Here is a 19,567-nt window from a genome sequence, read left to right as displayed (position 1 = left end):
GACGGCCGCGTCGAACGACCGCAATACCGGTCCGCGCAGGTCCGTCCTTTTGCAACGGGGTCGACCGCTGTAGCGCTGGAGGGGAGTTGTCTGCCGGACGGCAGACGCCTGACCGAGGAGCGGGAACCGCTCTCACCAGCGCGGATCAGATTTACGCAATCCCAAACATGTTCACCGGTATTGATACTAAGGATTACAAACTTTCCGACGCGAATCAACCGAATTTCTTAACAGGTGATTAAATTCGCGCCTTTCCGTCCGAATGCCTGAAAGGCAGGCGGTCGGGCGGCCTCCAAACGCAGAAAGGCCCGGGTGGTTCCACCCGGGCCTCGCAAAACCTCGAAGGAGAAAACGATTATGCGTTTTCGTCTTCGTCTTCGTATTCAGCTTCCGGGTTGAAGAAGTCTTCCGGACGCAGCGCATCTTCGTCGACGCCGTAGATGGCTTCAGCCGAGGTGAGGTCTTCACCCTTGGACTGACGCTCGGCTTCTTCAGCCGAACGGGCAACGTTCAGCTCGATCGAAACGGTCACTTCCGCATGCAGATGCAGTTCGACCTTGTGCAGGCCGATGGCCTTGATCGGGTTGTTCAGTTCGACCTGGTTGCGGGCGATCGTGAAGCCTTCGTTGCCGAGGATTTCAACGATGTCGCGGGCAGCGACCGAGCCATACATCTGGCCGGTTTCGCCAGCCGAACGGACGACGATGAAGGACTTGCCGTCGAGCGATTCAGCAACCTTCTGGGCTTCCGACTTGCGCTCGAGGTTGCGGGCTTCGAGCGTTGCGCGCTCGGATTCGAAACGGGCCTTGTTGGCAGCGTTGGCGCGCAGCGCCTTGCCGAGCGGCAGCAGGTAGTTACGGGCGTAGCCGTCGCGAACCTTTACGGTTTCGCCCATCTGGCCGAGCTTGGTGACGCGCTCAAGAAGAATGACTTCCATGATGATGTTCCTTTCAGGTGTTCGAGGTGTCAGTTGAATTCTTGTCTGCGGGTTTGCCGGCCACGGGCGTCAGCGCGATGGCGCGGCGGGTATCAAGCATGCCGACGATCACGAAGATGATCGCGGTCAGCGAAATGGTCAGATAGGTCAGGATCAGCGCCGGCAACCGCCAGCTCTTCCCACGGCTCTTCAGATGGAAAGCGGCGAGGCCTGCCAGCAGAAAACCGCCCGCGAAGGCGCCGGAAATTGAGGCGCCTGAAACGATCAGAAAATTGCTATGCGCCGCCATGCCGGCAATCAGAATCGCCAAGCCAAGACCGAACGCGTAAATGCTTTCACGATTCATGCGCAGCGCGGACGGCATGTCCTCGCGCGGACGTAGCGCCTGCGTGGTGGTGCGCACGATGATTGCGGAGAAATAATAGGCGGCGAAGATTGTGATGACCGACATGACCGCCTGATTGAGCGGCAGCAGATAGTAATAGAAGGCCGTGACCTGCGCGAGGACAGCCGCATCCATATTGAAGGTTGGGTCCTGCGCGCTCAGCGCCTTTATCGCGGCACCCATAATGTCAGAGGCGGTACCGCGGCCGTAGCCGGTCGCGAGAAGCGTGAAGCTGACGGCAAAGGCCACGAGTGTGCACAGTCGCATCATCATGTCCGCCAGCGGATACCAGGCCATCACATTGGAAGGGCCACCAAGTTCTTCGGCAGGACGCGCAAAATTTGCCAGCCGTGACATGAAAGCGGCCGGGAACTGGGGAAGTACAAGGATGGAAAACGCAAACAGCGGAGAAACTGAGAAAGATAGGATCAGAAAGCTTGCGACCAGCGCTGAGAGTGCAGCAACAAAACCGAAACCCAGACCCGCAATGAAGACCGGCATGCCGGCGAGAATGAGGAAAACGATGGACGCGGACAGATGCGACGTCGCCGCCAGCACCAGCAGCGCTGACGTCAATCCGGCGAGTGCGCCGATCGCGATCGATTTCAAATCCAGGTTCATCTTCATCTCGCTGTCCTGCCGTTGGGGTTCCGCTGGCAGTTAGGGACCGGGCTTGCGCCATTCAATCCCAACATGGGTTTTCAGTCGTTCCGATCCGTGCCCATCACGGAAGGGATCGGCGGAGGCTCTTTCGAAGCCTCCGCCGGTATTCACTCTGGCTTAGGCCAGAACGTAGGGCAGCAGGCCGAGGAAGCGGGCGCGCTTAATGGCCTTGGCCAGCTCGCGCTGCTTCTTCTGCGAAACAGCCGTGATGCGGGACGGAACGATCTTGCCGCGCTCGGAAATGTAGCGCTGCAGGAGACGAACGTCCTTGTAGTCGATCTTCGGAGCGTTCGCGCCGGAGAAGGGGCACGTCTTGCGACGGCGGTGGAACGGGCGACGTGCCGGGGAAGATGCATCAGCCATGGTCATATCTCCTTATGCACGGTCTTCGCGCGGACGGCGCGGACGGTCGTCGCGGTCACCGCGATCGCGGTTGAAGCCGCCTTCGCGCGGGCCACGGTCCGGACGGTCGCCATCGCGGCGCGGACGGTCGTCACGGTCGCGCTTCTGCATCATGGCAGACGGGCCTTCTTCGTGTGCTTCGACCGAAACGGTCATGTAACGAAGAACGTCTTCCGAGATGCGCATCTGGCGTTCCATTTCCTGGATCGCTGCAGCCGGAGCCGTGATGTCCATCAGGACGTAGTGAGCCTTGCGGTTCTTCTTGATGCGGTAGGTGAGGGACTTGAGGCCCCAGTTCTCGACCCGGCCGACCTTGCCACCGTTTGCTTCGATCACGCCCTTGTAGTTTTCTACAAGGCCGTCGACCTGCTGCGGGGTAACGTCCTGGCGGGCAAGGAATACATGTTCGTAAAGTGCCATTGTATTTTGCCTTTCTTGCGTTTCGATCAAAACCCGGGCATGGCGCCAAGCCTCAACGACTGTTCAGTGGCCCTTTTGACAAGGGCGGCAAGAAAAGCGTTTTGTCTCATACGGTCGAGAGCGGAGACACGGGAGGCCGGAAAGCTTTTGCTTCCATGTCGGACGAAAACGTCCGGACCCTCCGTTCAGCCACCAGCCATAAGACCGGGTTAAACGATCAAGGGCGGCTTATACGCATTTCGCTGCGGATTGCAAGGGCCAACGGGATGTCGCCGGCGCCGTCGTCCAGCAAAACAACCCCGCGCGTAATGCCATACGGTGCAAAGCGTCCGATCCGAACTTGCAAGGTCGCCTCCAAAGTCGGACAATGTTGGGATTGTAACTTAAGTATATATGGAATGATTAATGTATTTTTCATGCCGCCGGTATAGAGCTTTAAATGGGCTGGCTCTCGTGGGGGGATGCCGGTCCGACTTATGAGGTTGCATCAGGGGGTAAGATTGCAGCTGACGCCTGGAAAATATGTCCGAGACTGGCGAAACTGGATCGCTCCCGCCGCCATTGCGGGAACTCTGGTCATTGCGCTTTTTCTGGCTTTTCTCGTACTCATGGTTCTGCGGGCCATGGGCGACAAGGCCAACGAGATCGACGATTCACGTGCGGCCAGTGCAGCGCAGACCGCCGTCCTCTCGTTTCGCCGTCGCCTTTCGGGCACGCTGGAAGACAATGCGGTCTGGCACGAGGCCTTTGTCGCGCTCCAATCGGACAAGCGCAAGGAATGGGCGTGGACCAACTGGGGCGCCATATCGGCCGATTACCAACTCTATGACGGCGTTGTGGTCACTGATCCGGATGGCCGGGTGATCGTGGCCTATTTTCGCGGCGCCGAATTCGATCCCGTCAAGACATTCGGCGAGGCGTTCGTCAGACAGGCGATTTTGGCGACCGTGCCGGATCGGCTCCCCGTGATGAACTTCTATCGCCTGAACGGCAGCATTGCGCTTGTGGGGTCGCGGGCGTTGCAGCCGGACCGCAACATGCCGCCAGGCGGACGCTTTGACGCGGTATCGATGTTCAAGGTTGTCACGCCGTCCATGATCGAGACGGTGGCTTCGGACTATTTCCTCCCCAATCTTCATCTGGTTAAAGATAAGCCCGCAGATCAACTGAGTTTGCCGCTAGCCGCAAGCGATGGCCAGCCACTGGCCTATCTGGCCTGGCCGGGGAGAAATCTGGGAACACGTCTTTTCGATGAGGTGCGGCCGACCTTGACGGGCGCAATGGTCGCGCTCGGCATATTGCTGGCGACGGCTGTTCTTGCAGGTTACGCGGAACTTTTGGCGCTGAGGCGCTTTGCGGCTGCCGCCGATCGCGAAGCGACGCGCGATCCGCTTAGCGGACTGCTCAATCGCAATGGCATGATCCGCGCCCTTCAGGCCCATCTGGACGGCGTGGAGGGAACGGCCGGCCTGACCTTGCACCTGATCGATCTGGACGGCTTCAAGGCGGTCAACGACACCTGGGGCCACCTGGTCGGAGACGAGTTGATTGCTGCCGTTGCGGCGCGACTGGTCGCCTGCAATGAGGGGCTCGTGTTTGCTGCGCGCTTTGGCGGTGACGAGTTTGCGCTCGCCAGCCGACCTGGAACGGATCCGGCAGAGGTGGCGGAAGCAGCCTTGGGCGTACTGAAAGATCCCTTTGTCGTCGCCGGACATACGACAGAAGTGGGAGCCAGCATCGGATACGCGACCCATGTTCGCGATATGGACGCCTTCGAATTGATCCGGCGTGCCGATATGGCGCTCTATGGGGCGAAAGAGGCAGGCCGGGGCCGCTGCATCGCCTATGGCGCAGACATGGACCGGGACCGCGAAGCTCTGGGCGAACTTGAAGAGCAATTGCGCCGGTCGCTCGACACGGATGCGCTTTCCGTTGCCTTCCAACCTGTCGTAGCGGCCGCAACTGGCGCAATTGTGGGTGTGGAGGCGCTGGCGCGCTGGAAAACCCCACAGGGACCTGTCTCGCCGGATGTCTTCATTCCTCTGGCGGAAAAATCGGGCTTGATCTTCAGGTTGGGACGGAAAGTCCTTGAGCGGTCGATCCGCTTCGCTGCCGACCGGCCGGGTGTCGACATCGCCGTCAATGTGTCGCCGACTCAGCTTTGTGCGCCTGACTTCGCCGATGGCATTGTCGAGGTTATTGAGCGGGAGAAATTCGATCCGCGCCGCCTAATCCTCGAGGTGACGGAAGGTGTGCTCTTCGACAGCCCGGTGCAGGCGCGCCGCTCCATCGATGCGCTTCGCGCAAAGGGCATCCGCTTCGCGCTGGATGATTTCGGTACCGGCTATGCCAGCATCGGCACCCTCAACCATTTCAGCTTCGATAGACTGAAGCTCGACCGCTCGCTGGTGCAGGCGCTTGACAGCGAGAGGGGCAGGGCGCTCCTCAATGCGACCGTATCGCTGGCTGATGCGCTGGGAATTCCGGTCATCGTGGAAGGTGTCGAGACAGCAGAACAGGCCGCCTATCTGCGTCAGCTTGGCTGCGGCTACCTGCAGGGCTACTATTTCGGCCGGCCGATGAGCGATGCCGACTTTGATAGCCTGCCCACGCGTTTGGCGCGGGCAGGCTGAAGCAAGACTTGACGGAGTGCTGCCCTTATTCCGCAGGAAGGGCCACCGTCTGGCGGGGCTTGCGGCGCGTGAACTTTCGCGAAATCCATTCGACCTGCGTGAAGATCACGGGCGTGATGAACAGCGTCAGCACCTGAGAGATCAGGAGCCCGCCGACCACGGCAACGCCGAGCGGCTGGCGCAGTTCCGAGCCGGGGCCGGAGCCCAGCGCAACCGGGACCGCGGCCAGAAGCGCGCAGAAGGTCGTCATCATGATCGGGCGGAAACGCCGGACGGCCGCGATATGCATCGCCTCGCCGGGGTCCATGCCATCGTCTCGCATCAATGTCAGCGCCACGTCGATCATCATGATCGCGTTCTTCTTCACGATGCCGATCAGCATCAGCAGGCCGATGAGGGCAACGATGGAGAAGTCCAGACCCCAGAGCTTCAGTGCCAGCAGCGCCCCCAGTGCAGCAGAGGGCAGGCCTGACAGGATCGTCAGCGGATGAATGAAGCTCTCGTAGAGCACACCCAGAACCACATAGATGGTCAGGATGGCCGTCACAATCAGAAGGCCGGTGTTGCCGGTGGACTGCGCGAAGATCTGAGCCGTGCCCGCGAGTTCCGTCGTGACCGTCTCCGGCATGCCGATTTCGCGGCGAAGTTCGTTGAGCCGGTTGGTCGAGGCGCCGAGAGAGACGCCCTGCGGCAGGTTGAACGACAGTGTGACGGCCGTGAGCTGTCCTGTCTGGTTGACGGTGACCGGGCCCGCGGTGCGGGTGATCGTGGCAATACTCGACAGCGGAACCTGGGTGCCCGTGTTCGTCGGGATCAGCAGCGCGCCGAGATCGGTTTCGTCCCACTGCCGGCTCTGGTCGAGTTCCAGGATGACGTTGTAGCTGTTGCCCGTCGTCTGGATCTGCGTGACGTCCAGTGTGCCGAAGGCCGCCTCGAGGATGTTGCGGATCGAGGCCGAGCTGATGCCGAGCGCATTGGCGCGGTCATTGTCGATCTTGATGTTGGCCTGCAGCGCGTTGTTCTGCAGGTCTGTTGCAACGTCGATATAGTGGGCGCTGTCTGCCGCCATGGCCGCCTGTAGCTTGGTAGACCATTGGCGCGTATCATCCGCGTTGAGCGACTTGAGCACGACCTGATACTGGCTCTGCGTGCTACGTCCGCCAAAGCGCAGGCTCTGCACAGGCACAATGAAGGTCTTGAGACCCGCAACCTGCGAAAGGGCGCGGCGCATTTGCGCAAGCGTCTCTTCGAGAGGCGGGCGCTGGTCGCGATCCTTGAGCTGAACGAACATGTTGCCGGAGTTGAAGGTAGAGCCGCCGGGACCGCCGCCGAGCGATGAGGTCACATGCAAAACGGCGGGATTTTCCGACATGACGGCTGCGGCCTGCTGCTGCAGTTTCACCATCGCATCATAGGAGATATCCTGACGCGCCTGGGTCGAGACTGTCAGAAGCCCGTTATCCTCGCTCGGGAAGAAGCTGCGCGGCAGCGTGGCGAATAGCCAGCCCGAACCGGCGAAGGAGAGAAGGAAGACGATCGTGATGATGCCCTTGTGGTTAAGGCACCAGCCGACCGATCGGCCATAGCCGTCATTGATCCGGTCAAACAGCGTCTTCTTGTCGCCATGGTGATGCCCGCTGTCGGGCAGACGCGCCGTCAGCATGGGCGTGACCGTCAGCGAGACCACGGCGGAAGCCAAGATGGACAGCGACACCACGACGCCGAATTCGTTGAGCACGCGTCCCACGACTCCGCCCATGAGCAGGATCGGCAGGAACACGGCGACGAGCGAGAGCGACATCGAGATGATCGTCGCCGTCACTTCGCTACTGCCCTTGATCGCCGCCTCGAACGGGCTCATGCCCTCTTCGACGTAACGCACGATATTCTCGAGCATGACGATCGCGTCGTCCACCACGAGACCCACGGCAAGCGTGAGGCCCAGCAGCGAAATGTTGTCGATCGAAAGATTCAGCCAGTACATGAAGCCGAAGGTCGCGACGATCGAAAGCGGCACGGCGAGCGCCGGGATCATCGTCGCCCAGAAGCGGCGCAGGAACAGGTAGATGACCAGAACGACGAGCCCGATGGTGATCGCCAGCGTCTTCTGGACGTCCCACACCGCTTCGCGGATCGAGTTGGAGGCGTCGTTGACGACCTTCAGATGCATGCCGGCCGGCAGGTTTGCCTCCAGCTGCGGGATCTGTGCATTCACGCGGTCCACGACATCGACAGTGTTGGCGTCCGGCTGGCGATAGACGGCGACCGCAATCGTCGGCTGGCCGTCAAGCCAGCTTCCCTGCTGCTTGTTTTCGATACTGTCCTGCACATCGGCCACATCTCCGAGCCGAACGAAGCGTCCGCCCGGTGTTGCAATGATCAGCGTGCGGAATTGATCGGCATTGGTGCGCTGCGTATCCGCGTTGACGGCGAGCGCCTGCGAGGAATTCTGCAGCGTGCCGAGCGGTGTCTGGTCGTTGGCTTGTTTAAGCGCAGTGGCAACCTGCGTCAGGCTCAGTCCGCGTGCGGCCAGCTTGTTCGGGTCGGCCTCGACGCGCACGGCATAGGTCTTGGAGCCGAAGACCTGTGCCTGCGCCACACCATCCACTGTGGAAAGGGCAGGTGAGAGCACGTTCTGCGCGATGTCATCCATCTGGGTCACAGGCGCGGTGTCTGAGGTCAGCGCCAGAAAGATGATCGGGCTGTCGGCCGGGTTGACCTTGCGGTAGCTCGGCGTGCTGGTCAGGTTGGAGGGCAGGGCGCGCTGCGAGCGCGCAATGGCTGCCTGCACGTCGGCCGCGGCGGCATCGATATTGCGCGTGAGGACGAATTGCAGCGTGATGCGGGTACTTCCGAGCGACGAGCTTGCCGTGATCGAATCGATACCGGCAATCGTCTGGAACTGTTTGATCAGCGGCGTGGCGACGGCCGCCGCCATCGTGTCGGGCGAGGCGCCGGCGAGCTGCGCCGAAACGCTGATCGTCGGGAAGTCGGCCTGCGGCAGGGCTGCAACGGGCAATTGCCGGAAGGCGCCGATGCCGGCCATCAGGACGCCAACGATCAGGAGGATCGTCGCGACGGGGCGGCGGATGAAGATCTCTGAAAGGTTCACGATCAGTCCGCCTTCTGGTTCTGGGCCAGATCGGCCGCCGAAGCACTCTTGTCGGCCGCGCTCGACTGCTTGTCCTTGTTCTTGCCGCCCGCGCCCTTGGGCTTCTCGCCAGCGGGCTTGGCAGTGCCGTCGTCGATCTTGACGGTCGCGCCCGCCGTCAGCGACTGCTGGCCTTCGATGACGACCTTGTCACCGGCTTTCAGGCCTTCCGAGACGCCAGCGGTACCATCCGAACGGAAAGCCACTTTGACGGGGCGGGTCTGCACCTTGCTGTCGTCGCCGATGACATAGGCGACCATGCCGGTCTGCTGCGGCGCAATCGCGACATTGGGAACCAGCACAAGATCGTGCACAATGCCGACCGTGGCCCGTGCGCTCACGGATTCACCCGGCCAGAACACCTTGGATGAGTTGTCGATCATCGCCCAGAGCCGGAACGTGCCGGAGGTCTGGTCGACGGCGTTGTCGATGAAGGAAACCGGAACCGAGACAGATTGCGTCCCGTCGCTGGCATTGGTCGGACGAACGGAAACCGACAGTTCGTTCTTGGACAGCGCCTCGCGGGCGACACGCAGGTCTGCTTCGGAGAGCGTGAACACCGCATAGACATTCTTGTTGTCGACGATGGTCCCGACAGCGGTGCCGGCGGCGACATAGGCCCCCTTGGAGACCGAGATCACGCCGAGCTTGCCATCGTAAGGCGCAACGATCTGCGCGTTCGAAAGCGCCACCTTGTCTGCCTGTATCTGGGCACTGTCGAGCGCCATGGCGGCCTGGGCCTGCTGAACGGCGGCTGTGGCGTTATCGGTTGTCTGCTGCGTCGAGGCACCCTTCTCGCCGAGGCTCATGGCGCGATCGAGCGTGATCTTGGCGTTGTCGTAGATCGACTTGTCCTTGGCAAGCGACGCCTGGTCCTTGGCCAGCGTCGCCTCCAGTGAGCGCGTATCGTAGGTGACAAGAACGTCGCCTGTCTTCACTTCGGCGCCGTTCTGAACCTTCACATCCGTCACGACGCCCGCGATCGGGCTTGCAAGCGACGTCGTATCGCGCGCAACGATGAACCCGAAACTGTTACGCAGTACGGGAAGGTCGCCGCTCTTCGCCTCCACGACCTTGACCGTGACCGGACCGCCACCGCCGCCGCGTTTGCCGGATTGGCCCTTGCCCTTGCCGGCATCGCCGGATTTTGCCGCCGCATCACCGGGCTTGCCAGCCGCATCGGCCGACTTGTCCGTCTCCGTCGACTTCGGTTGCGGAATATAGGCCGCAACTTGAGGAGGCAGATACGGAACAAGCTCGGCGCGATAGTAGTAACCCGCGCCTCCCAAGCAACAAAGAATGATCAGGATGGTCCAAAATATGCGCATCGGAAAACCGCCTCGTGGGAAAATCGTTTGACTTTGTCATATAATTGCGTGAGCGCGCACTGTCACCTAACAATGCTGTAATAATGATGACAGGACTGATGAAAGACTGGCCTTAAAGTCCCATGATCGTGAGCATCACGAATGTCGCGAAGAGTACGAAATGCGTCATTCCTTCGATGGCGTTGGTCTCGCCATCCGAAAAGTTGATGGCAGCCACGACAATCGTGATCGCGACCATCACGGTTTGCGGCATCGTCATCGCCATTTCGAAGGGTTGGCCCGTGTAGAGCGCCAGTGCTTCCATCACCGGCACGGTCAGGATCACGGTGGAGAGCGACGCACCCATGGCGATGTTGACGACGACCTGCATCCGGTTGCCGAGAGCGGCGCGCAGCGCAGTCAGGATTTCCGGCGCTGCCGAGATCGCGGCCACCGTGACGGCGACCAGGCCGACCGGTGCGCCGGAATTCTTCAGGCCAGCGCTCATGAAAGGGTTCATCACTTCGGCGAGCAGGCCAATCAGCACGACGCCGCCAGCCACGATGAGCCCGGAGACCATGACGGAGCCGCCTTCGTCCTCACGCTCGGCTGCCTTCGCGCGTTCGCCGCGGGGATATGTATAGGAGAAGAAGTAGCTGTGGCGGCCGACCTGCATGCGCAGAAACAGCGTGTAGAGCACGGCCATGACGCCGATTGTGAAGAAGGAATAGACCATACGCCTGTCGTGCGGAATGAATTCCGGAACGATCATCGAAATCCCCATGGCCGTCAGGATCATCACGGCATAGGTGCGCCCGGAATCGTCATTATAGGATTGCTCGCCGTGCCGGAGCCCGCCCAGCAATGCCGCAAGACCGATCAGGCCGTTGATATCAAGCATGACGGCGGAATAGATTGTGTCGCGCACCAGCGTGGGCGAGGCATCTTCCGCCTGCATGACGATGCCGAGGATGACCACCTCGACCAGCACGGCCGACAGCGTCAGCACCATGGAACCGTAAGGGTCCTTGACCTTGCCGGCGATCACTTCCGCATGATGGGCGACGCGCGTCGAAACCATGACGATCAGGAGGACGACTCCGCCTGTCAGGGCCAGCGCAAGCGCCTGTCCCCCGGCCAGCAATTCGTGCTCGCCGAAGAGCAGCGCGATCAGCCCTATCAATGCCAGCCCGATTCGCCATTCGTCCCTGAGCATGTCTGCCATCTGATTCCCCGTCCGTCGTCCCCGGCCGCTAGATAGCATGCCGTCCATGTGGCGGCAAAAACGGGCCGGGGGATGCGAACCCTTGCAACGGGCGAAACGGTTAACAGTTCCTGATGACAATGAAACTGCAAGCTGTTATTCATTTTTCAGAATGTGCCGGTGAGCTCACGGGGGAGAGTTGCTGATGGGTCTTTTCGATGGTCTCGGTTCGGTCCTGGGCGATGTCCTGAGCGGCAAGCCTGTCAACCTGATGTCGATTGCCGAGCAGGTTTTCGCCAATGCCGGCGGGGTTAACGGCATTCTGTCCCAATTGCAGGCGGCGGGCCTGGGCGACCAGGTCTCCTCCTGGATCGGCACCGGCTCCAACCTTCCCGTATCAGCCGATCAGATCAAATCCGCGCTCTCGTCGGAACAGATGGCTTCTCTTGCCAATGCGCTCGGTATCGACATCGGAAATCTGCCGCAATTGCTTGCTGAACATCTTCCCAAGGCGGTCGATCAGGCAAGCCCGAACGGAGTTCTGCCGTCCTGATATTGGAAAATACCGGACGGTGGGTGGAAGACCTCTCAATCAACCAGTGGAACAGGCGATCATGTCTTACAAACTTATAATCACTGCAGCAGGCGTTCTTCTCGCAGGTGTTGCGTTCTCCTCGTCGGCGAACGCCATGAGCATGAAAGAATGCGGCGCCAAGTATCAGGCTGCCAAGGCAGACGGATCTGCCAAGGACATGAAGTGGAACGACTACCGCGCGAAGTTCTGCGGCGCCGACGCGGCCGCCGAAGACAAGAAGGACGACGATGCGGTCGCCAAGACCACGGCCGACAAGGAGCCGCCGGCTCCGACGACCGCCGCTCCGAAGGGCGTCAAGTTCCCGGCCGCCGTCGACAAGAAGTATGCCTCCGAAACCCCCGGCAAGCAGCGCCTCCACACCTGCGCCGACAGCTACCACGCCAACAAGGATGCCGGCACGCTCGGCGACCTGAAGTGGATCCAGAAGGGCGGCGGTTTCTGGAGCCTCTGCAACACGGCCCTGAAGGGCAAAGGCTGATTTTCAGTCAATCTTAAAAACGAAGAAAAGGCGGCCGTTGGTCGCCTTTTCGCGTTTTGGGACCACATTCGGGATTGGCGCGGTTCTCGCGGATCGCCAGCATGAAAATAGACGCAATCTTCTTCGTCGACAGGGCCGCATCCGGCGGTATCGTCCTTGACGAAAGTCAGCCGGCCATTGTGCGTCATTCACGCACGGTCGGCTCTCATGCAACGAATTTGACCATCGATTCCACGCAGCAGGACAGGTGCCTGTGTCGTCGGAAATCTCTTGAGCGAGACGGGCGCGATCTCACATGCATCTCTTGCTGAAGCTTCAGCGATTGGCGGCGGCAGTGCGGGGCAACGGTCTGCGGGCCGAATGGTTGGACATGTTGGCAGAGGTGACATCTGCCGACGGATGGCAACGGGAGCCCGTTTCTCCGGGTGTGGTTCAGCCGGGCAACCATCCCGATGGCGTGGCGGTCGTGCCGCCGAAGGACAAGCTGCCGCGGTTGGTCGAAGATCGACTCAAGGCCATCCGGTGACGAGCGAGTGAGCCAACGCCTTTTGGGCTTCTGCCCCCAGTCAGGGAGAACGAGGACATGAATCAGATTGCAACCTTTGTCGGCACCGTGCCGGACTTTTACGAGCGGGGCCTCGGCCCCGTCATGTTTGAGCCCTATGCTCGGAGAATGGCGCAGAGGGTCGCCGACCTGAACCCGGGTAGGGTGCTGGAAACGGCGGCTGGAACGGGGATGGTCACGCGCGCTATGCTGCGGCTCCTGCCGCACGATGTCCGCATGACGGCCACGGATATCAGTCAGGACATGCTCGACTGCGCCGCGCGCCAGATCGGCAACCATGAACGGGTGACGTTTCAGCAAGCCGATGCGCAGGCGCTGGCCGCACCCGATGGAGCATTCGACTGCGCGGTCTGCCAGTTCGGCGTGATGTTCTACCCCGACAAGGATCTCAGCTACCGCGAAATCTTCCGGGTGCTCAGGCCCGGCGGCCGCTACATGTTCAGCTTCTGGGATGGTCTGGAGTTCAACCCCTTCGCGCGCGTCCGCACGGACTATATGAAGTCGGTGCTCGGCGAGGCGATGCCGCCCCATATGATGGCGCCATTCAGCTATTCCTTCGATGCGGCCAAAACCTCTCTGCTGGCAGCCGGTTTCGAGGAGATCGAGGCGTCCGTGGTGTGCCTGGAGACGCAGATTGCCGATCCGGACCAGTTTGCCCGCGGCCATGTCGAGGGCTCGTCCGCCGCTCGTGTTTTCGAAGAAACCGGCAATGACAAGGCCAACGCCGTGCGCGAGTTGGCCGACCGCTTTCGCCGGGAACTCGGAGACGCACCCTGCCGCACGACGCTTCAGGCGATCTTCATATCGGCGCGCAAGCCGGACGCGGCGCGTTGATCGCCGAAGTTGCGGGCCAATGATTGAAGAGACTGCCGGCCTCTAACAATGCCGGCAGCCGCTGTCGTCGGAGGCTATCATATCGGCAGCGTCCAGGTCCGGTGAATGTGCTGGATGTCTTTCAGCGCCGCGTCGGAAAGCGTCACATCCTTCGCGCCGATATCCGTCTTCAGCTGCTCCATCGTCGTCGCGCCGATGATGACAGAGGCCATGAACGGACGCGTTAGGCAGAAGGCCAGCGCCATCTGCGCCGGGTCGAGGCCGTGCTTGCGGGCAAGCTCGACATAGGCGCGCACGGCTGCGTCTTCAAAACCGCCGAAACGGCCGCCGAGATCGGCGTTGATCGTGGCGCGCGAACCGGCCGGACGTTTGCCTTCGAGATACTTGCCAGTCAGCAGTCCGGCCGCCAGCGGCGAATAGGCCATCAGGCCGACCTGCTCGTGATGGCTCACTTCGGCGAGATCGGTGTCGAACTTGCGGTCGAGCAGATTATATTCGTTCTGGATCGAGACCATGCGCGGCAGGCCGTGCTGGTCAGCAAGATGCTGATACTTCATGACGCCCCAGGAGGTCTCGTTCGAGACGCCCCAATAGCGGATCTTCCCGGCCTTCTTCGCCTTGTCGAGTGCTTCCAGCGCCTCCAGCAATTCCGCAGTCGCCTGCGCCGTATCCTGCTTCGAAGGTGTGAAGGACCAGTTGGCGCGGAAACCGTAGGTGCCGCGGTTCGGCCAGTGCAGCTGGTAGAGATCGATATGATCGGTGCCAAGGCGCGTCAGGCTGAGGTCCAGGGCCTTTTCGATTTCGCCCGCACTGATCGGCACGCCGCCACGGATGTAGGTGCGTCCACGGCCGGAAATCTTGGTGGCGAGGATCACCTTGTCGCGCTTGCCGCTCTTTTTGAACCACGAGCCGATGAACTTCTCCGTGTCGCCCTGCGTTTCCGCGCCAACCGGCGTCGTGGGATAAAGCTCGGCCGTGTCGAAGAAGTTCACGCCCTGCTCGAAGGCATAATCCATCTGCTCATGGGCTTCGGCTTCCGTGTTCTGCGTGCCCCAGGTCATGGTGCCGAGGCAGATTTCGGAAACGTTGAGGTCGCTTGCGCCGAGTTGATTGTATTTCATGGGGGAGGGCCTTCTTGGAAATGATGCGGCGCAATGTACGGCGCTTTGCAAAATCGGCAAGATGTGCGGCGCACAAAAAGTCGGAGGGCCATAACGCCATCTTCACGCTTTGATCTTAGCCTCCCGCAACCGGAAGCTTTGAGACACTGCGGGATCGGACATGCTCATCCTCATACGCCTGGTCTTTTCGGCGGGCCTCGCTTTGGTGGCAGCCTCGCTGGCACTCTATTATTCAGACCGGGAAGCACAGCTTGCCAACGACCTGTTGGCGCATGGCGTTTTTGTGAAGGCTGCGGTCAAGGAACTGCGCGAGGACGATTGCCGCAGCAGGCACAGAAGGCAGCAGCTTTGCGGCGCAAGGGTTGACTACAGCTTCATGGACAGGATGGGCGCCGCGCATGATGGCGCGGGGCATATCGGCGGAGCCGAGCTTGCGCCGCTGGTCGCGGGATCCACCGAATATCACCCAACGCCGTCGCTTCAAATGATCGTCAAATTCGATCGCACGCCGGTGCCCGGTGCAGCGGTGGACATCCTCTACCGCGAGAATGACCCTTCGACCAACTATCTCAGGAGCACCGTCATCAACTGGACTCGACAGGACCCGTTGGTGCTGACTTTCGTCGCGGCATTGTTCTTTTTCTTCATCTATTACTGGACCGGTTTCCTGGCGTCTGTGTTTCTCGGCGTGCCGCGCGAACGTTGGCTCGTCTGGCTCGAAAAAGACCTCGGGTCGCGCAAACGGAACATCGAATTCCTGGACTGAAAACCCGCGAGACTTGACTTGAGACCCAAGAATGTGAATGGAGAAGCCAGAAAACACAAGAATTCAGGGAAACATCCATGGCACTCGCATTCACCTTTCCGGGGCAGGGCAGCCAGGCCGTCGGCATGGGCAAGGATCTCGCCGACACCTTTCCCGAGGCCCGTGCAGTCTTTCAGGAAGTCGACGATGCGCTCGGCGAGAAGCTCTCCGACATCATGTGGAACGGTCCGGAAGAAACGCTGACGCTCACCGCCAACGCCCAGCCGGCGCTGATGGCCGTGTCCATGGCCGCCGTCCGCGTCATGGAAGCGCGCGGCCTCGTGCTGAAGGACAAGGTTGCTTTCGTCGCTGGCCATTCGCTCGGCGAATATTCCGCACTTTGCGCCGCCGGCATGTTCTCGATTGCCGACACCGCGCGCCTCCTGCGTATTCGCGGCAATGCGATGCAGGCCGCCGTGCCCGCAGGCAAGGGCGCCATGGCCGCCATTATCGGCCTCGAACATGCCGATGTCGAAGCCACCTGCGCGGAAGCCTCGGCGCTCGGCCCGGTCCAGATCGCCAATGACAATGGCGGCGGCCAGCTGGTCATTTCCGGCGAAAAAGCCGCTGTTGAAAAGGCCGCCGAGATCGCGACCGCCAAGGGAGCCAAGCGCGCGCTGATGCTCTCCGTCTCCGCCCCCTTCCACTCCGCGCTGATGGCGCCGGCGGCGGACGCCATGCGCGAGGCGCTGGCAAAGGTCGAGAAGCACAATCCGAACATTCCGCTGATCGCCAATGTCCGTGCTGCCCCGGTCGCTGACGCGACGATCATCGCCGACCTTCTGGTCGAGCAGGTGACGGGTCAGGTCCGCTGGCGCGAGACGGTCGAGTGGTTCGGCAAGAACGACGTGATGACGCTTTATGAAATCGGCTCCGGCAAGGTGCTCACGGGTCTTGCCCGCCGCATCGACAAGGCCGTGACCGGCATTGCCGTCAACTCGGCTGAAGATATTGAAAAGACGCTGGAAGCGCTGCTGGCATAATCACCGGCTCTAATGGGGTTTGAAAACATGTTCGATCTGTCTGGCCGCAAGGCTCTCGTCACCGGCGCATCCGGCGGCATCGGCGAGGAAATCGCCCGCATCCTGCACAGCCAGGGCGCTATCGTCGGCCTCCACGGCACGCGCGCCGAAAAGCTCGAAGAACTCGCCAACGAGCTTGGCGAACGTACCTTCGTCTTCCCGGCCAATCTCTCCGACCGTGCCGCCGTCAAGGCGCTGGGCGAGAAGGCCGAAGCCGATCTCGGCGGCGTCGACATCCTTGTCAACAATGCCGGCATCACCAAGGACGGCCTCTTCGTACGCATGAGCGACGACGATTGGGATGCGGTTCTGGAAGTGAACCTGACGGCCGTCTTCCGCCTGACGCGCGAGCTGACGCATCCGATGATGCGCCGCCGCTTCGGCCGGATCGTCAACATCACCTCCGTGGTTGGTGTCACCGGCAATCCGGGCCAGGCAAACTATTGCGCCTCGAAGGCCGGCATGATTGGCTTCTCCAAGTCTCTGGCGCAGGAAATCGCGACCCGCAACGTCACGGTCAACTGCGTGGCGCCCGGCTTCATCGAAAGCGCCATGACCCACAAGCTCAATGACAAGCAGAAGGACGCCATCATGGGCGCGATCCCGATGCGCCGCATGGGCACAGGCGCCGAAGTTGCGTCTGCCGTCGCTTACCTTGCCTCCAACGAGGCCGGTTACGTCACGGGCCAGACGATCCACGTCAACGGCGGCATGGCGATGATCTGAGGCGCAAGCCTCATCTTTGGGCTCAACCGCTCCGGCATTTGATTGTTGAGAGCATTGAACCAGAACTTTTATGGCTTTGCGGCGGACTTAAACCGTGTTAAGCGGGCCATGACTGAACGCAATTGCCCGGTTGCAGGCGGCTTGAACGCTTGGACGGGCAGTCATCAAATGCCTTTCGTGGCAAACGCTGCGGATGGTTCAACAGGGTAGGAGTGCCGAAAGGCATTCTTGTAGTAGACAATAGGGTCGAGGTACCGACATGAGCGATATCGCAGAACGCGTGAAGAAAATTGTTGTTGATCATCTTGGCGTTGACGCCGACAAGGTTGTTGAAGGCGCAAGCTTCATCGACGATCTGGGCGCGGACTCCCTCGACACGGTCGAGCTGGTCATGGCTTTCGAAGAAGAATTCGGCATTGAAATCCCGGACGACGCTGCTGACTCGATCCTGACGGTCGGCGACGCTGTCAAGTTCATCGAAAAGGCTCAGGGCTGATTTCAGCCTGACGTCACAGGGTGACATGGGGCGGGCTTTCCGGCCCGCTTCAGGTCCGGTTTTTCCGGACCTTTTTTAATGTAAAAACAGTGATCCCGGTCATTGCAAGGAGCTGAAGCCGCAAGGCAGAGCCGGTAATGCGACCGGGTGTTGGGCGTGGTAAGCCGGACAAGGCAACCGCTGCCGATCATGGGGAGCATGCGGGCGATGAGACGAGTTGTAATCACCGGTCTTGGCATGGTGACGCCGCTGGGTTGCGGCGTTGACGAGACCTGGAAGAACCTTCTGGCTGGCAAGAGCGGCGCTCGCAAGGTGACCGAATTCGAGGTCGAGGACCTGCCGGCGAAGATCGCATGCCGCATTCCCTTTGGCGACGGCACCAACGGCACCTACAATGCCGACGACTGGATGGAGCCGAAGGAACAGCGCAAGGTCGATCCCTTTATCGTCTACGCGGTGGCTGCCGCCGACATGGCGCTTGCCGACGCCGACTGGCATCCCAAGACCGATGACGATCAATGCGCCACCGGCGTTCTCATCGGCTCGGGCATTGGCGGCATCGAGGGCATCGTGGAAGCGGGCCTGACGCTCCGCGACAAGGGCCCCCGCCGCATATCGCCCTTCTTCATTCCTGGCCGCCTGATCAACCTGGCTTCCGGTCATGTTTCCATCAAGCACAAGCTGCGCGGCCCGAACCACGCCGTCGTCACCGCCTGCTCGACCGGCGCGCACGCCATCGGCGATGCTTCGCGCCTCATCGCTCTGGGTGACGCCGACGTCATGGTTGCCGGCGGCACGGAAAGCCCGGTCAGCCGCATTTCGCTTGCCGGCTTTGCTGCTTGCAAGGCGCTCTCCACCCAGCACAACGACAATCCCGAAAAGGCTTCCCGACCTTACGACCGCGACCGCGACGGTTTCGTCATGGGCGAGGGCGCCGGCGTCGTCGTTCTGGAGGAGCTGGAACATGCCAAGGCGCGCGGCGCCAAGATCTATGCCGAAGTCGTCGGCTATGGACTTTCCGGCGATGCCTTCCACATCACGGCACCGTCGGAAGACGGCGACGGCGCATTCCGCTGCATGACCATGGCGCTGAAGCGCGCTGGTCTGACGCCCGCCGATATCGACTATATCAACGCGCATGGCACCTCGACCATGGCCGACACGATCGAGCTTGGCGCGGTCGAGCGCCTGCTGGGCAACAATGCCTCGAAGGTTTCCATGTCCTCGACCAAGTCCGCCACCGGCCACCTTCTGGGTGCCGCAGGCGCGATCGAGGCGATCTTCGCGACGCTGTCGATCCGCGACAATATCGTGCCACCGACGCTGAACCTGGACAATCCGGATGTGGAAACGCCGGTAGACCTCGTGCCGCACAAGGCCCGCGCCCGCAAGGTTGATGTTGCACTGTCGAACTCCTTCGGCTTTGGTGGCACCAATGCCTCGCTCGTGCTGAAGCGCTACGCAGACTGAGGCTCCGCATACGGCCCGCGCCCCCGCGCCGGTCGCCCATCTTCGATAGCGAGAGCTGGGGGACGGTACCGTCCATACCCAGCTTTCGCCGCATTGAACGGCCATGAGGACATGATGGTGCTCATGAACATATTCGAGGAATGCCCGTGAACGATATCGACCCGAGAAGCGAGCGCCCGGTAAGCGAGCGCCCGGAAATCGAGCGCCCGGAAACCGAGCGAAAGCCCGGCGACGAGCAGCGCCCAACCCATCCGGTCGATCCCCATCCGGACGCGGACACGGCCGCTGCAGAGGCCGCAACGCCCGCGACCCCGGAGCCGGTCAAGGCAGAGCCCGTCGAGCCCGCACTCCAC

The 19,567-nt window shown here is 61.3% G+C and carries 18 protein-coding genes; 10 read left to right on the top strand and 8 right to left on the bottom strand.

The window, feature by feature from the left end; translation table 11 throughout:
* Positions 1–355: 355 nt before the first annotated feature.
* The 4 genes from rplI to rpsF form a co-directional block, all read right to left on the bottom strand.
* Entirely contained in the window at positions 356–937 is a 582-nt protein-coding gene (gene rplI / locus ABID16_RS07205) for a 50S ribosomal protein L9 (RefSeq protein ID WP_354555610.1), read from the bottom strand.
* 13 nt (positions 938–950) lie between these two features.
* Entirely contained in the window at positions 951–1,949 is a 999-nt protein-coding gene (locus ABID16_RS07200; RefSeq protein WP_354555609.1) for a YybS family protein, read from the bottom strand.
* A gap of 153 nt (positions 1,950–2,102) precedes the next feature.
* Positions 2,103–2,348, bottom strand: coding sequence for a 30S ribosomal protein S18 (gene rpsR / locus ABID16_RS07195; RefSeq protein WP_109858096.1), 246 nt, complete (start codon positions 2,346–2,348; stop codon positions 2,103–2,105).
* 12 nt (positions 2,349–2,360) lie between these two features.
* Positions 2,361–2,807 carry a 30S ribosomal protein S6 gene (gene rpsF, locus ABID16_RS07190; protein WP_354555608.1) on the bottom strand — a complete coding sequence of 149 codons (447 nt, stop codon included), beginning with the start codon at positions 2,805–2,807 and terminating at the stop codon, positions 2,361–2,363.
* A gap of 500 nt (positions 2,808–3,307) precedes the next feature.
* Between rpsF and ABID16_RS07185 the strand changes: the two genes are divergently transcribed.
* Positions 3,308–5,440 (top strand): putative bifunctional diguanylate cyclase/phosphodiesterase, encoded by a 2,133-nt coding sequence (locus ABID16_RS07185; RefSeq protein ID WP_354555607.1) that lies wholly within the window; start codon positions 3,308–3,310, stop codon positions 5,438–5,440.
* Between the two features lie 25 nt (positions 5,441–5,465).
* Here ABID16_RS07185 and ABID16_RS07180 read toward each other — a convergent pair whose 3' ends face one another.
* From ABID16_RS07180 to ABID16_RS07170, 3 genes are all read right to left on the bottom strand, one after another.
* Complete coding sequence (locus tag ABID16_RS07180; RefSeq protein ID WP_354555606.1) at positions 5,466–8,552, bottom strand: efflux RND transporter permease subunit; 3,087 nt, start codon at positions 8,550–8,552, stop codon at positions 5,466–5,468.
* Positions 8,553–8,554: 2 nt separating this feature from the next.
* The gene (locus ABID16_RS07175; RefSeq protein WP_354555605.1) at positions 8,555–9,919 is read right to left on the bottom strand and encodes an efflux RND transporter periplasmic adaptor subunit; all 1,365 of its coding nucleotides are present in this window, start codon (positions 9,917–9,919) and stop codon (positions 8,555–8,557) included.
* Positions 9,920–10,031: 112 nt separating this feature from the next.
* Positions 10,032–11,123: a calcium:cation antiporter gene (locus tag ABID16_RS07170; RefSeq protein WP_435532368.1), complete on the bottom strand. Its 1,092-nt coding sequence runs from the start codon at positions 11,121–11,123 to the stop codon at positions 10,032–10,034.
* Between the two features lie 184 nt (positions 11,124–11,307).
* Between ABID16_RS07170 and ABID16_RS07165 the strand changes: the two genes are divergently transcribed.
* The 4 genes from ABID16_RS07165 (at position 11,308) to ABID16_RS07150 (ending at position 13,574) form a co-directional block, all read left to right on the top strand.
* On the top strand, positions 11,308–11,655 hold the full coding sequence (locus ABID16_RS07165) for a YidB family protein (protein ID WP_354555604.1): 348 nt from the start codon (positions 11,308–11,310) through the stop codon (positions 11,653–11,655).
* A 61-nt stretch (positions 11,656–11,716) separates the two neighbouring features.
* The gene (locus ABID16_RS07160) at positions 11,717–12,175 is read left to right on the top strand and encodes a hypothetical protein (RefSeq protein ID WP_354555603.1); all 459 of its coding nucleotides are present in this window, start codon (positions 11,717–11,719) and stop codon (positions 12,173–12,175) included.
* A 295-nt stretch (positions 12,176–12,470) separates the two neighbouring features.
* Positions 12,471–12,701, top strand: a complete 231-nt coding sequence (locus ABID16_RS07155; RefSeq protein WP_354555602.1) for a hypothetical protein — start codon at positions 12,471–12,473, stop codon at positions 12,699–12,701.
* A gap of 57 nt (positions 12,702–12,758) precedes the next feature.
* On the top strand, positions 12,759–13,574 hold the full coding sequence (locus tag ABID16_RS07150) for a class I SAM-dependent methyltransferase (RefSeq protein ID WP_354555601.1): 816 nt from the start codon (positions 12,759–12,761) through the stop codon (positions 13,572–13,574).
* Positions 13,575–13,651: 77 nt separating this feature from the next.
* On the opposite strand, the gene ABID16_RS07145 is transcribed toward ABID16_RS07150, so the two are convergent.
* Positions 13,652–14,695, bottom strand: coding sequence for an aldo/keto reductase (locus tag ABID16_RS07145; protein ID WP_354555600.1), 1,044 nt, complete (start codon positions 14,693–14,695; stop codon positions 13,652–13,654).
* A 160-nt stretch (positions 14,696–14,855) separates the two neighbouring features.
* Between ABID16_RS07145 and ABID16_RS07140 the strand changes: the two genes are divergently transcribed.
* The 5 genes from ABID16_RS07140 (at position 14,856) to fabF (ending at position 19,214) form a co-directional block, all read left to right on the top strand.
* Positions 14,856–15,461: a hypothetical protein gene (locus ABID16_RS07140; RefSeq protein WP_354555599.1), complete on the top strand. Its 606-nt coding sequence runs from the start codon at positions 14,856–14,858 to the stop codon at positions 15,459–15,461.
* 77 nt (positions 15,462–15,538) lie between these two features.
* Positions 15,539–16,483, top strand: a complete 945-nt coding sequence (gene fabD / locus ABID16_RS07135; protein WP_354555598.1) for an ACP S-malonyltransferase — start codon at positions 15,539–15,541, stop codon at positions 16,481–16,483.
* Positions 16,484–16,510: 27 nt separating this feature from the next.
* On the top strand, positions 16,511–17,248 hold the full coding sequence (gene fabG, locus ABID16_RS07130) for a 3-oxoacyl-[acyl-carrier-protein] reductase (protein ID WP_354555597.1): 738 nt from the start codon (positions 16,511–16,513) through the stop codon (positions 17,246–17,248).
* Between the two features lie 259 nt (positions 17,249–17,507).
* The gene (locus tag ABID16_RS07125; RefSeq protein ID WP_109858086.1) at positions 17,508–17,744 is read left to right on the top strand and encodes an acyl carrier protein; all 237 of its coding nucleotides are present in this window, start codon (positions 17,508–17,510) and stop codon (positions 17,742–17,744) included.
* 207 nt (positions 17,745–17,951) lie between these two features.
* Positions 17,952–19,214 (top strand): beta-ketoacyl-ACP synthase II, encoded by a 1,263-nt coding sequence (fabF, locus tag ABID16_RS07120; RefSeq protein ID WP_354555596.1) that lies wholly within the window; start codon positions 17,952–17,954, stop codon positions 19,212–19,214.
* Positions 19,215–19,567: the final 353 nt, after the last annotated feature.

Source organism: Limnomicrobium aquaticum (assembly GCF_040545545.1).
In the GTDB taxonomy this organism is placed as follows: domain Bacteria; phylum Pseudomonadota; class Alphaproteobacteria; order Rhizobiales; family Rhizobiaceae; genus Ensifer_A; species Ensifer_A aquaticum.
Note: the sequence above shows the minus strand (reverse complement) of the source record. Positions and strands in the feature narration are given on the sequence as shown.

What these genes read in the sequence shown, in the direction of transcription:
- rplI (WP_354555610.1), bottom strand. Translation starts at nt 937, where the DNA reads ATGGAAGTCATTCTTCTTGAGCGCGTCACCAAGCTCGGCCAGATGGGC.
- ABID16_RS07200 (WP_354555609.1), bottom strand. Translation starts at nt 1,949, where the DNA reads ATGAAGATGAACCTGGATTTGAAATCGATCGCGATCGGCGCACTCGCC.
- rpsR (WP_109858096.1), bottom strand. Translation starts at nt 2,348, where the DNA reads ATGGCTGATGCATCTTCCCCGGCACGTCGCCCGTTCCACCGCCGTCGC.
- rpsF (WP_354555608.1), bottom strand. Translation starts at nt 2,807, where the DNA reads ATGGCACTTTACGAACATGTATTCCTTGCCCGCCAGGACGTTACCCCG.
- ABID16_RS07175 (WP_354555605.1), bottom strand. Translation starts at nt 9,919, where the DNA reads ATGCGCATATTTTGGACCATCCTGATCATTCTTTGTTGCTTGGGAGGC.
- ABID16_RS07170 (WP_435532368.1), bottom strand. Translation starts at nt 11,123, where the DNA reads ATGGCAGACATGCTCAGGGACGAATGGCGAATCGGGCTGGCATTGATA.
- ABID16_RS07165 (WP_354555604.1), top strand. Translation starts at nt 11,308, where the DNA reads ATGGGTCTTTTCGATGGTCTCGGTTCGGTCCTGGGCGATGTCCTGAGC.
- ABID16_RS07160 (WP_354555603.1), top strand. Translation starts at nt 11,717, where the DNA reads ATGTCTTACAAACTTATAATCACTGCAGCAGGCGTTCTTCTCGCAGGT.
- ABID16_RS07155 (WP_354555602.1), top strand. Translation starts at nt 12,471, where the DNA reads ATGCATCTCTTGCTGAAGCTTCAGCGATTGGCGGCGGCAGTGCGGGGC.
- ABID16_RS07150 (WP_354555601.1), top strand. Translation starts at nt 12,759, where the DNA reads ATGAATCAGATTGCAACCTTTGTCGGCACCGTGCCGGACTTTTACGAG.
- ABID16_RS07145 (WP_354555600.1), bottom strand. Translation starts at nt 14,695, where the DNA reads ATGAAATACAATCAACTCGGCGCAAGCGACCTCAACGTTTCCGAAATC.
- ABID16_RS07140 (WP_354555599.1), top strand. Translation starts at nt 14,856, where the DNA reads ATGCTCATCCTCATACGCCTGGTCTTTTCGGCGGGCCTCGCTTTGGTG.
- fabD (WP_354555598.1), top strand. Translation starts at nt 15,539, where the DNA reads ATGGCACTCGCATTCACCTTTCCGGGGCAGGGCAGCCAGGCCGTCGGC.
- fabG (WP_354555597.1), top strand. Translation starts at nt 16,511, where the DNA reads ATGTTCGATCTGTCTGGCCGCAAGGCTCTCGTCACCGGCGCATCCGGC.
- ABID16_RS07125 (WP_109858086.1), top strand. Translation starts at nt 17,508, where the DNA reads ATGAGCGATATCGCAGAACGCGTGAAGAAAATTGTTGTTGATCATCTT.
- fabF (WP_354555596.1), top strand. Translation starts at nt 17,952, where the DNA reads ATGAGACGAGTTGTAATCACCGGTCTTGGCATGGTGACGCCGCTGGGT.